Annotated in this window: 10 protein-coding genes; 2 read left to right on the top strand and 8 right to left on the bottom strand. The window is 43.3% G+C overall.

Annotated features, from left to right (window positions below):
- Positions 1–8 precede the first annotated feature (8 nt).
- From ACQRBN_RS11450 to ACQRBN_RS11440, 3 genes are read right to left on the bottom strand one after another with little or no spacing between them, the layout of a single operon-like run.
- Entirely contained in the window at positions 9–887 is an 879-nt protein-coding gene (locus ACQRBN_RS11450; protein WP_427739122.1) for an ATP-binding cassette domain-containing protein, read from the bottom strand.
- Positions 865–1,335 carry a DUF3021 family protein gene (locus ACQRBN_RS11445; protein ID WP_427739121.1) on the bottom strand — a complete coding sequence of 157 codons (471 nt, stop codon included), beginning with the start codon at positions 1,333–1,335 and terminating at the stop codon, positions 865–867. Before ACQRBN_RS11445 ends, ACQRBN_RS11450 begins: the two co-directional genes overlap by 23 nt.
- Complete coding sequence (locus ACQRBN_RS11440; protein ID WP_427739120.1) at positions 1,325–1,777, bottom strand: LytTR family DNA-binding domain-containing protein; 453 nt, start codon at positions 1,775–1,777, stop codon at positions 1,325–1,327. The genes ACQRBN_RS11445 and ACQRBN_RS11440 overlap by 11 nt, the downstream gene beginning before the upstream one ends.
- A gap of 111 nt (positions 1,778–1,888) precedes the next feature.
- On the opposite strand from ACQRBN_RS11440, the gene ACQRBN_RS11435 reads away from it, so the two are divergent.
- Entirely contained in the window at positions 1,889–2,023 is a 135-nt protein-coding gene (locus ACQRBN_RS11435) for a putative holin-like toxin (protein ID WP_427739147.1), read from the top strand.
- Positions 2,024–2,265: 242 nt separating this feature from the next.
- Here the strand turns inward: ACQRBN_RS11435 and ACQRBN_RS11430 are convergent, their stop codons facing one another.
- Complete coding sequence (locus ACQRBN_RS11430; protein WP_427739119.1) at positions 2,266–2,751, bottom strand: MGMT family protein; 486 nt, start codon at positions 2,749–2,751, stop codon at positions 2,266–2,268.
- 254 nt (positions 2,752–3,005) lie between these two features.
- On the opposite strand from ACQRBN_RS11430, the gene ACQRBN_RS11425 reads away from it, so the two are divergent.
- Positions 3,006–4,379, top strand: coding sequence for an NAD(P)/FAD-dependent oxidoreductase (locus ACQRBN_RS11425; RefSeq protein ID WP_427739146.1), 1,374 nt, complete (start codon positions 3,006–3,008; stop codon positions 4,377–4,379).
- Positions 4,380–4,511: 132 nt separating this feature from the next.
- Here ACQRBN_RS11425 and ACQRBN_RS11420 read toward each other — a convergent pair whose 3' ends face one another.
- The 4 genes from ACQRBN_RS11420 to ACQRBN_RS11405 form a co-directional block, all read right to left on the bottom strand.
- A complete protein-coding gene (locus ACQRBN_RS11420) occupies positions 4,512–5,336 on the bottom strand; it encodes a purine-nucleoside phosphorylase (RefSeq protein WP_427739118.1) in 825 nt (274 codons plus the stop codon).
- A gap of 60 nt (positions 5,337–5,396) precedes the next feature.
- Positions 5,397–6,716, bottom strand: coding sequence for a Na+/H+ antiporter NhaC family protein (locus tag ACQRBN_RS11415; RefSeq protein ID WP_427739117.1), 1,320 nt, complete (start codon positions 6,714–6,716; stop codon positions 5,397–5,399).
- Positions 6,717–6,849: 133 nt separating this feature from the next.
- Positions 6,850–7,887: an XdhC family protein gene (locus ACQRBN_RS11410; protein ID WP_427739116.1), complete on the bottom strand. Its 1,038-nt coding sequence runs from the start codon at positions 7,885–7,887 to the stop codon at positions 6,850–6,852.
- 204 nt (positions 7,888–8,091) lie between these two features.
- A complete protein-coding gene (locus ACQRBN_RS11405; protein WP_427739115.1) occupies positions 8,092–12,408 on the bottom strand; it encodes a carboxypeptidase regulatory-like domain-containing protein in 4,317 nt (1,438 codons plus the stop codon).
- Between the last annotated feature and the right edge of the window lie 12 nt (positions 12,409–12,420).

Below are 12,420 nucleotides of genomic sequence, written 5' to 3'. Positions count from 1 at the left end.
TTCAGAGTTCAAGCTTCTTCCTGATAATAGTGTATGAAAAGTTCCTCCAGCGACGGTTCCTCAATTAGCACATCATCCACCTGCATTGTATCCAGTTCCCGAATCAGTTCTCTCGCATTCCCGGAATAAGTAAATTGCCGTTCCTGACCGCCTTGCCACACCTTAACCTGACGGATTCCTGACCGGAGCAGATTCTCTACCGAATCCAACTTCACCAGTTCCCCTTCCTTAATAATTGCCACATTTTTGCAATAGCGCTTTACTTCTGACAGCACATGAGAGGACAAGAAACACGTAGTCCCTCTTGCATTCTGCTCCAGGACCAGTTTGAAAAACACTTCCTGCATTAACGGATCCAATCCGGAAGTAGGCTCATCCAGAATCAGAAGTTCCGGCTGATGCTGCATGGCACACACGATACTAACCTTCTTGCGATTCCCAAGCGATAATTCCGAGATTCTCTTCTCTCTATCCACATCCAGCAAGTCACAGATTCTCCTTGCCTCGCTGTCGCAGTTCATCTTCCTTGCCTCTACAGCCAGCCGAATGACATCCTTCACCTTCATGGAGGGATAGAACATTGCCTCCGAAGGCATGTACCCAACTTTGCGTAGGATCTCCCTTGTCTGCTTCTTTGCATCCATCCCAAGTATCCTTATCTCCCCTTTTTGAAAATGCAGCATCCCAAGCATACAGCGTATGGTCGTTGATTTGCCCGCTCCGTTTGGTCCCAGGAATCCGAAGATATCTCCCTTTGGCACCACAAACGAAAGATGACTGATTCCACGATGCTTTCCGTAAGTCTTCGTAACATCCCGGATCTCAATTGCTATGTCTGCTTCATTTCCCCGACACTCCCTGATATTATTCTTTGACTCCATCATCATGACTCGCTTCTCCCTCCTTCTTATATGCCGTCAGCATATCATTCAGCCTGTCCGTATCAACCTTCCTCCGAATCTTATTAATCAGATATACACATAGATAACACAGGAAAATATATCCGCTAAATAACACCGTTACCCATACATTTCCCTCAAACCATCCAAACACTCCCGATATCACCGCATAGATGCAGGTACATAAGAATGCCGAAGTCGCTTCTCTCTTCCCGAACTTCTCCGCCTCATCAAAATCATGCAATACATAGATTTGAAGATACCCTACAAAATACGCCATCAAAATCATCTCACACAGGGAAAGGATACTGACAGAATAGACTCCACGGCAAAGGAGATAAACACAATAAAAGGATATCAGGCAACTAAAATAGAGACATGCCTTATACTCAATGACAATCTCATTCTTCAATAGATTCCACAATTTACTCTTCATCCTTTGCACCTCCCTTCAGAATCTGCCGCAATTCCTTCGCATATTTTCTGGATATCATCACCTGCTCCCCATTCTCCATCGTTGCCCGAATCCGACTGTATGGCTCACTTTTCAGATAACGAATCTTATATATGTTCAGTATCATCGACTTTGAACACCGGAAGAAGCCCCGCTTCCCATAACACAACTCCAGCGTCCGCAGACTCTCCGATACCCGTACTACTTTGTCCTCCAAGTATGCATATGTGACCCCATCTACATTCTCCATATAATAGATTAACTCCGGCAATAACAGCAATGTCTGTCCTTCCCATATTGCCGGAATCCGAAGCCCCGTTCCTCGCACAATTCCTGCGATCACTTCAATCTCTTCATTCATCTCATAATAGCGGATGAGCACTTCCTCATCCCCATCTGCGATTCGCTCCAATGTCAACTTCATCTTGCATCTTCCTCTCTTATTTCCTATCATACCACACCCCTTTTTTATTTCAACGCACATGCCTCTAAGGTGCACATTTTCTCTTGCAAAATGCAACATTGCCCATGATATATTGTCAAAAAAGGGAGGTGGTGTGAAGGGACTGTATTCGAAGCAATGTCTCTAATGATATCTTTTAGTATGTTCATAGTAACACTGCTTGCCTACATAGATAGGATCAACAAACGAAAGTCAGGCAGGCTTTGATGATTCAACAATGTTAGTACAATAAATTTATTTACTTTTTTATTTTACCAGTTTTTCGGCTAATGACAACATTCTGTCATATTTCCCACTCTGCCACATTACTCTATATAATACTCTTCCATTGCATCCAAACACAGACACGCTAGTCTTCCTCCTGAAATTGAATGGTATCCAGCATTTCTAGAAATTTGTCATACTCTCCATGAATATCCGCCATCACATAAACTGACATAACTTCTCTCCTACTCTTTTATGTCTGCAAAAAGCACCGCCTCATACTCCTTGACATAATACTTTATGTTCTTTCTGCCCTTCATAATAATTGTATGGCCTTCGGCTTCCAATTTCTCTCTCTGCGCTTCGACACCGCCAGGATACTTCGGGTTCAGTTCTCCGTGTGCTTTCAGAGTTCTCCAGTACGGCGTCTCATCTTCTGTTCGCTGGTAACTCGCCCATGCCGCAATCGACACAAAGATTCCAGCTGTGATCGGATCTGTAAAATCTGCATCATTCTTCTTTGCAAGATATTCCCTAATCTCACCAACTGTTATCACTTTCCCATATGGCACTGTCTTCATAATCTCATCATACGTAATCGGCGGTGCAAAGAACATCCTCTCTCCGCCATATTTCTTAATCGTAGCCTCATCCTTAACAATCTGTATCTTAGGCATATCCGTATCCTTGTGAAGCATCGCGTTAAAATCTTTTTTATCTTCATTCGCCATACCCGTCACCTCCTGACTCAAGCATAGACTATTTTATTCATTCATGCAATGAGACGGTTTATTTATTTCAAACAAATTTTCATCTGACATTTTAGATTGATTCTGTTGGTTATGCATTTTCTCATTGACAGTCCCTTCCCCTCAACGTTATAATGAAAAAGAGAAGTGACTACATAAGAACTCGTATTCTTTCAACCAAAGAATAGCGAGTTATTTTTTTGCCATATACTAACTAAAAGCAAGGAGTGATTATGATGAACTATGATGTAATTATTATCGGCGCAGGACCAGGCGGTATCTTTTCCGCCTATGAGTTGGTTCAAAAGACAGCCGGGCTTAAGATTGCTGTCTTCGAGGCCGGATTTCCACTTAAGGACAGGCACTGTCCAATTGACGGTGACAAGGTAAAATCCTGTATCAAATGTAAGACCTGCGCAATCATGAACGGATTTGGCGGAGCAGGTGCATTTTCAGATGGAAAATACAATATCACCAATGATTTCGGTGGTACGCTTTATGAATATCTTGGCAAAGAACGCGCCCTTAATCTGATGGAGTATGTAGATGAGATCAACCTGTCTCATGGCGGCGAAGGCACTAAGATGTATTCTACTGCCGGAACGAATTTTAAGAAGATCTGTATCCAGAATAAGTTAAAACTCCTGGATGCTTCTGTACGTCATCTCGGAACTGATATCAATTATGTAGTGCTTGAGAATCTGTACAACGAATTAAAAGATAAAGTAGATTTTTACTTCCATACTCCGGTAGACCGTGTAGAATGTCTGGAAGATGGATACCGCATCCACTATAAGAACGAATCCGCAGATTGTAAGAAATGTATCATCTCCGTTGGAAGAAGCGGCAGCAAATGGATGGAGACTGTCTGTAATGATTTGGACATTCCTACCCACTCTAATCGCGTAGATATCGGCGTACGTGTAGAGATTCCGGCTGTGATCTTCTCACATCTGACGGACGAACTATATGAGAGCAAGATTGTCTACCGCACGGAGAAATTCGAAGATAATGTCCGCACCTTCTGTATGAATCCTTACGGCATCGTCGTAAATGAGAACACGAACGGTATCGTTACGGTGAATGGTCACAGTTATGAAGATCCGGAACACCAGACCGAGAATACCAATTTTGCCCTGCTGGTCGCAAAACATTTCTCTGAGCCATTTAAAGACAGCAACGGCTACGGCGAAAGCATTGCACGACTTTCGAATATGCTGGGCGGCGGCGTAATCGTACAGCGTTTCGGGGATCTGGTCAGGGGAAGACGAAGCACCGTAAGCCGTATCCAGGAAGGATTGGTAACTCCGACTCTGGCTGCTACTCCAGGTGACTTAAGTCTTGTACTTCCGAAACGTATCTTAGACGGCATCATCGAGATGATCTATGCACTGGATAAGATTGCTCCTGGAACTGCCAATGACGATACTCTGCTCTATGGCGTGGAAGTGAAGTTCTATAATATGGAAGTGGAGATTGATGAGAATCTTGAGAGCAAGTATAAAGGATTATATATCATCGGAGACGGAAGCGGCGTGACACATTCGCTTTCCCATGCATCCGCAAGCGGGGTGTATGTTGCACGGCATATAGCGGAAACTGGAATCTAAGCATACACTAAGATAACAGGGATAACATGATGGTATGTTGCGAATGCAACTTTTCCCCATGTTATCCCTGTTCATTCATCTACAGGTAATATGTCTTCAGTTTCTCTACTGATGACTCACATAATCCATTTTCTAGAATACTACTTCTCTTAAAGCAATATCCAGTACCTTGACGAACTCTTCCTTTACTCTGTTCGCTGTCTCCACTACCTCCGCATGATTCAATGGCTGATTCTGAATTCCCGCCGCACAGTTCGTAATGCATGAGATTCCTAATACAGAGATTCTTGACTGGGCACATACGATTGCCTCTGGCACGGTTGACATTCCTACAGCATCCGCCCCCAGAATTCCTGCCATACGTACCTCTGCCGGAGTTTCATAAGAAGGACCTGACATCATCATATAGATACCTTCTTCCAGTTCAATCCCTTCTTTTGCTGCCAGTTTCTTTAATTTCGCACGATATTCTGTGGAATATATGCTAGACATATCTGGGAAACGCGCCCCGAATTCTTTCGGATTCTCTCCGATCAGCGGATTATTTCCGGAAAAGTTGATATGATCCTGAAGCATCATCAGTGTTCCCGGTTTAAAACTACGGTTCACACCGCCTGCAGCATTCGTAAGTATCATCTTCCCGACTCCAAGACCCTTCATAATGCGTACCGGCATTGTAATCTTACGCTGAGAATATCCTTCATAGTAATGAACCCTTCCCTGCATTGCAATTACATTTCTTCCGTTAATCTCTCCTATTACAAATTGTCCCATATGCCCTGCCACGGTAGACACGGGAAATTCCGGCAGTTCACTATATGGAACAATCACCTTATTCTCAATTCTGTCTGCATAATCTCCCAGACCACTTCCCAGGATCAAGCCAACCTCTGGTACTATGTCCGTCTTTTCACGTATGATTCTTACACACGCCTGAATCATTTCTAATTCTTTCATGATACTGCTCCTCCTGGTATTCATTTTTCACCCTGCTCTCAGTCAGGATTTTACGGATTACTATTTCGCTTTCTCGCTCTTCCCCGGCACCACAAAGATAAATATCAGCGAACTGATCAACAGCATCCCCGGATAGAACAACTTCGGAATCACTTCGAATGCCGACAATTCATATCCCAGTTCATTGGCTGCTGACAGTGCCACCAACATCTGTGCACCATAAGGAATCACCCCTTGAGAGATACAAGAGAATGTGTCCAATATCGATGCCGCTTTTCTCGGCGTGATATCATATTCCTCAGCCATCTCTGCCGCAATCGGGTTCGCCATAACGATCGCAACCGTATTGTTCGCCGTAGCGATATCCATGGCTCCAACCAATAGTCCCATACCGAGCTGTCCGCCTTTCTTTCCTTTGAACACTCTGCGGATTGCAGAAAGCAGTGCTTCAAAACCGCCATACTCCCGGATCAGCGCACACATAGCAGACACCAGAATCGCAACCATACTGGTCTCAAACATTCCGGCCGCACCAGAACCCATATTGCCAATCAGATCTACTGGCGCAATCTGCCCCGTTGCCAGCATAATCACCGCTCCCGATGCAATACCAACCAGCAATACTACGAATACGTTGATTCCAATGATTCCGCCAATCAGAACCAGAACATACGGAATAATCTGAATCAGGTTGTAATCCTGTGATACCGCCCCGCTCAGATCCGTGCGGAGAGATAATACCAGAATCAGCACCAATGTTACCAATGCCGCAGGAAACGCAATCCCGAAATTCTCCCGGAACTTATCCTTCATCGCACAGCCTTGCCCATTACATGCTGCAATTGTAGTATCTGAGATAAAGGATAGATTATCTCCGAACATAGCGCCACCCATAACAGAGCCCACGCACAAAGGCAAGTCGAATCCTGATGCCGCAGACACCGCCACTGCAATTGGCGTAATCAGCGTAATGGTTCCCACCGAGGTTCCCATAGCCGTAGATACGAAACATGCCACCACGAACAATACGGCAACCGCATACTTTGTCGGGATTAAAGACAGCATAAAATACGCCACACTCTCTGCACTGCTTCTTCCCACAACACCGACAAACGCACCTGCGGTTAAGAAGATCAGCAGCATCGTAATGATATTCTTATCTGCCATCCCTTGCGCCATAACTTCAAGTTTGTCGTCAAACTTCAACTCCCGGTTCTGAAGACATGCCACCAGAATCGCCGCCAGAAATGCAATGACAATCGGGATATTATAGAATCCCATTGGAATCTTCATCACATACTCGAACACAATCCCCAGGCCCAGATACAATACCAGGAAAACAGCAATCGGCAATAACGCCTTTGGATTACTCTTTTTCATAAGTGTTTCCTCTCATTCTTCTTAGATTTGCAATGTAGTACATACCAATTTATGCATAATATATTGTACCATACTCTAACATACCGTAAAAGTTTTTTATTCTAGGGCAGTTCAAATCCATGTATCTCCTTCTTTATGAACGACACCTTTTCTCAAGATAAACCAACTGCGTTCCTCCGCACACCATTCCCTCTTCTTCTGCACTTGCAGCCGTCATATCCACTTCTTTGATCTGATAATCAGAAGCATCATTCGCCAACATCTGTCTGGCAGCCTGGATTACTTCTGCCTCCATACAGCCACCGCCAATCGTTCCCGTCAGGCTTCCATCTTGTCCGATTACCATCTTGGTACCGATATTCCTTGGAGCAGATCCCTTACGCTCCATGATCTCTGCCAGAATCACTTGATTAATCCCTGCATTCTTAAAATTCAATGCGTCCAGAATCTCATCCCGATACCCTTCCGTATGCTTCTTCTGATTCTTGCACTGGATGATCTCTGCCATGATGGATACAGCAATCTCTTCCGGTGTCTCTGCGCCAATCGCCAGACCAATCGGAGCATGTACGGCATCCAGCATTTCTCCGGATATTCCTCCTTCTTCTAACTGCGCTTTCACCATCGCCACTCTGCGGTGGCTTCCCATCATACCTATATACGCATTCTTCTTTTCTATAATACTTTTCAGACATAATGTATCGTAACGATGACCTCTGGTAACGATTACAAAGTAGGCAGATGAACTGCCTTCCACTTGCAGCAAGCCATTCTCGAATGTATCACAGATCACAGTATCTGCTCCGGCTCTTCTTGCATGATCAGCAAAACTTGGACGGTCTTCCAATACAGTAATATGAAAGCCAAGGCTCTTTCCCAACTGAATGATCGGCATCGATACATGCCCTGCGCCACAGATGACCAGACGCGCTGTACCTCCAAACAGTTCTGCAAACACTCTTATTCCATCTAATTTGACGATTCCACTCTCTTCGATCGCTTTTAATTCATCCAAATGTCTCTGCAGCAATCCGTTTTCTTTTGTCTGACAGACTGGTTCTCCTTGGCAAATAAGTAGTTTCTCACCGATATATTCTCCCTCCATAACGGTGGCAAGGGTGCATAAGCCCTGTTCTCTGTATTCCGCTATCATCTGATATATGTCCTGCATACTTAATTCACTTCCTATTAGTTCATCCAAACTAAATATAATTCTATTATAGCCAAGCCCCAAATTTATTGTCAATAAGTATAACTATCACATACTGCCATAGTTTTAGTTAATGTCTACAAACAACGCCCGATTATTCTAACGAATAACCGGGCGCAATCTACATCTTTATTAATTTCAAAACTTCAAATTTAAGTCTTTTTACTACTGTCTTTTTCTTCTTCTGAGTCCTGTTATGCACACAACTACTGTCGCTGCCGCCGCAATCGCTGCAAACCACACCAATGAATTGGTATCTCCGGTCTTTGCTGCCGTCTTACCAGAAGTATTATTCACTGTATCCCCTTTATCTGCATTGGATGTGGCCGGAGTCTTATCTTTGCCGTCATCCGGTGTAGCCGACTGATCTCCTTTACCGTCATCTGGCTTCGGATTAACAGTTGCTTTCTTCAATACTTCTTTTCCGGATGCAAAAACTGACTCTAACTCACTGACAATTTCATCAACCTCTTCTTTGGTCGCATCGCTGTTGTTCATAATCGCTTCCCCCTTAGCCAAGGCCGCCTGAACAACTGACTGATATTCGCTTACAGATTCTGGAGTATACGTGGATGTATCAAAGTTCTTAATCTCTGTAATCAAGTTCTCTAATGCTGCCTTATCACTTGGCTTTGCAGTTTCTGCTAATTTTGATACTGCTGCCTTCAGATCTGCGACTGCTGCATTCAATTTCTCTTCTGTCAAATCGCTGCTTCCCTGAAGTGCCTGTGCTGCTTTCAGTGCTTTTTCATATGCACCCCAACTTTCCTTGGTATACTCTTCCTGTGATTTTACATCTTTGATGCTGTCCGCAATATCCTGTGCCAGTTTTACTTCCAATGCCACAAGTTTTTCTTTTGCTGACACAAATGCTTCTTTCAATGCCAATGCTACCGCATTAATCTCTTCCTGTGTTGCAGCATTATTGTTTTTTACAGCCTCAGCCGCTGTCAGCGCCGTCTGAACTGCCGACTGATATTCGCTTACAGAACCTGCTGTATAGCCAGATGTATCAAAATTCTTAATTTCTGCAATCAGACTCTCCAGATCCGTCTTATCTCCAATTGGTGCTTTCTCCTGTAAACTGGCTACTGCTTTCTGTAGTTCCGTAATTGCTGCATTCAGTTTCTCTTCTGTCAGTTCGCAGCTACTCTGAAGTGCCTGTGCTGCCTCCAGTGCTTCTTCATATGCATTCCAACTTTCCTCAGTATACTCTTCCTGTGATTTTACATCTTTGATGCTGTCCGCAATATCCTGTGCCAACTTTGCTTCCAATGTCACAAGTTTTTCTTTTGCTGACGTAAATGCTTCATTCAATGCTGATACTGCCGTATTTACATCATCCTGTGTTGCAGCACTATTGTTCATTACATTCTCAGCCGCTGTCAGCGCTGTCTGAACTAACGACTGATACTCGCTTACGGAACCTGCTGTATAACTAGATGTATCAAAAGTCTGAACAGCAGAAATTATTGTTTTCAATTCATCTTTATCAACTTCAACTACTGCGTTTCCTTCGACTTTTCCAACTCTGAAATTATCAAAATTCGCCCATGCTCCTCCCGGAAGACTTCCCTCTATACCGAAAGTCAAAGTGCCATCCGTCACTTCCACAGTCAGACCAATCAACTCCCAATTTTTACTGTTATAGGTAGCGACTGTGAGAGGTACGTTTTCTTTAGAAATAATAGTTCCATCGTCATTCTTCGCGAACAGATATAACGTATCTGAATCACTGTAAGATCCTGCCGCCACCATAGCATTTACTGCATATATTCCATCTTCAAGACCAGTAATTTTCTGACTTACTCCCACCGTAAATGCACTGGAAGTCCACACTGTATATCCATAACTTCCTGCGTATACATGACCACGATTCTTTTCATTAGATGCTCTACCGCTTGAACCTGTGCTATCCCATCCCTCTTTCGGCTGACGATTTGAATCCATACCACTTTCAAAACCACCGTTTACAATCGTAATCTCAGATGGAATATCCAAATTCACATCTTCAGTCTCGCCAGGAACTACTTCTACATTCTGTGAAACTGCATTAACATCCGTATCCCACTTTCCGTTTGATGCAGTAATCGCATAAGTTCCTGCAACCACATCTGAAAATGTATACCTACCATTTTCATCTGTCGTAACACTAACACGGGTAGTATCACTGATGGATTCGCAGCCTCTCAGCATTACCGTTGCATTTGCTGCAGGTTCTCCCGAAGCATCATAGACTTTTCCGGATATGATGCCTGTACTTCTTACAAGCACCTGATTCTCCAGTGTCACAGTGTTCCCTTTTTCAATTGTAACTTTTACGCTTCCTTCTGACGCATATCCAGTTTTTTCAAATGAAAGATTATATTCGCCTGCCTCTACATCTGAAAATACATACTCACCGTTAGCATCTGTTACAGCATCTTTTTCCAATGTTCCCTTTGACAACGTCACTGTCACATCTGGAATAACTTCTCCAGTTCCATTTACGACCTTTCCTCTTACAGATCCCATATTATTTTCAACACGGAATACCACTCCAGATGCAGTCTGTCCCGAAACAACTGCCACCTCTGTGCCTTCTGCCTCCACTTTACATCCATAGGAAGATGCAGACAGAGAATATTTTCCAGCCTTTATTGGACCAAGTGTAAAGTTCTGTTCCCCTTCAGTCAACTCTGTTTCATAAGTGTATGCAGCGGTTCCGTCAGTCTGCACCGCCGCAATCGTAAGTGTTTTTCCTGCTATGTCAGACTGGATACTTCCAGAAATGATTCCTGATTCTTCTGATGCATCTCCTGTTCTTATAAACATGATATCATCAATATAGCAATATGCATTTGCCGCTCCTTTTGCAGCAATGCCAATCTCCACTTTACCGCCTGCCACATTAACATCTGATAATGTTACAGTTGTCCATTCACTATTTGCCTCTTTAATGCCTGCTTTTGCTCTCAGCCCATCTGCCTCTGCATAAATTTCAAGATTTTCAAAATCTCCACTGTTTTTCACTTTAGCAGACAATGTATATACACCATCTGGAAGTTCTACATACGGTGAAGACTGAATTATCTGAGAAATAGAACAATCAAAATCTACTGTATCCGTCAGCGCAAGGCCATATTTTCCTGTTGTACGATTTCCACTGTTCTTAATTGGCGAATTTCCAACTGTAATACTATTTGTCCATCCCGTCAATGCAGTCACACTGATACGGTCCGCATCAAAACTTCCATTTTTCACATAATTGTTATCTTCAGCCACACTCCACGTACCCGTTGCTTCATCCAGATACCAACTACTTAAAGAATTAAAATACGGTGCACCTGACTCATCGAAAGACAGTGGACACCACTGATTGAATCCCAATCCATTTCCAGCAAACTCTGCCCAACGATCACCACAGAAAATAACCGTTTCCTTCTTACTCCCCTGTACCGTATAGAAAAATCCGGTCTGAGTTACATGACAATAATCATCGCTACATCCATCCATAAGATTCATAGATGTACTGGTTGTTCGATTCTTTAAATAGTCATCCTCTAGACTGTCTAATTTCAAATAATAAGCATGAGATGCATTCCAACCATATAAGTCAGACGCACATATATAGTAGGCACCATTATATTTGAACATACAGTCACCTTCACGCCCTGCTCCACTATATACCATGTAATTTTTTTCAAGGGACAAACCAAACTTACCATTTCCCTGATCTTCAATCTCAGCAAGGAATATTTTTCCTCTTCCCACTCCATAGGAATATACCAGATAAGATTTTCCGGTATCTTCATCTGTAAATACGGTCTGATCACCGGTATTTGTCGTACCTCCCGTGTAAGGCAGCATATTGATACGCTGATTCCATTTGAATTCTCCCGTTGGCGAATCCGATGTCAATACCAGAACCTGTTTGCTCCACCCCTTCTGACCGGAAGGCTCCGTGTAACCTTCAAGAGCATCCAGAGAATCATCCGGATCAGCACATTCATGCTGTACCATCATGACATAATTTTCTCCAACTTTTGCCACACCAAGTCTTCCAAACCAGGATGCCTTTACACCTTCCATCTCATCACGATAACTGACATCTGCTTCTGTGACAACATCTCCCTCAAACTTCCAGTTTACCAAATCTGTCGAACTATAACAGGTAACACTCTCAAAATCAGAATATGTATCACCGGAATTATAAATTTTTGTCGGATTATTGACATAATTAGGCGCATTTTTATATTTCACCCCATACCAATAGTAAGTATCATCAAATTTAAAGATACCGCCACCCTGAGAATACAATGTATTTCCATCCATATCTTCCCAGAAAATATCGTTCTGAATCTTCTTTGATTCATCCGAAAGTTCCTGTTTCTCTGTCGAAGCCGCCTGTGACTCCAATGGCAGAGAAACCACTGTCAACGACACTGCCATCAAAGATGCCATTATTCCATTGACAAATCTTTTCCATCCTTTTCCTTTCATACCTTAACTCCT

It is taken from the genome of Bariatricus sp. SGI.154 (assembly GCF_050313795.1).
GTDB lineage: Bacteria > Bacillota > Clostridia > Lachnospirales > Lachnospiraceae > CAMBRQ01.
Note: the sequence above shows the minus strand (reverse complement) of the source record. Positions and strands in the feature narration are given on the sequence as shown.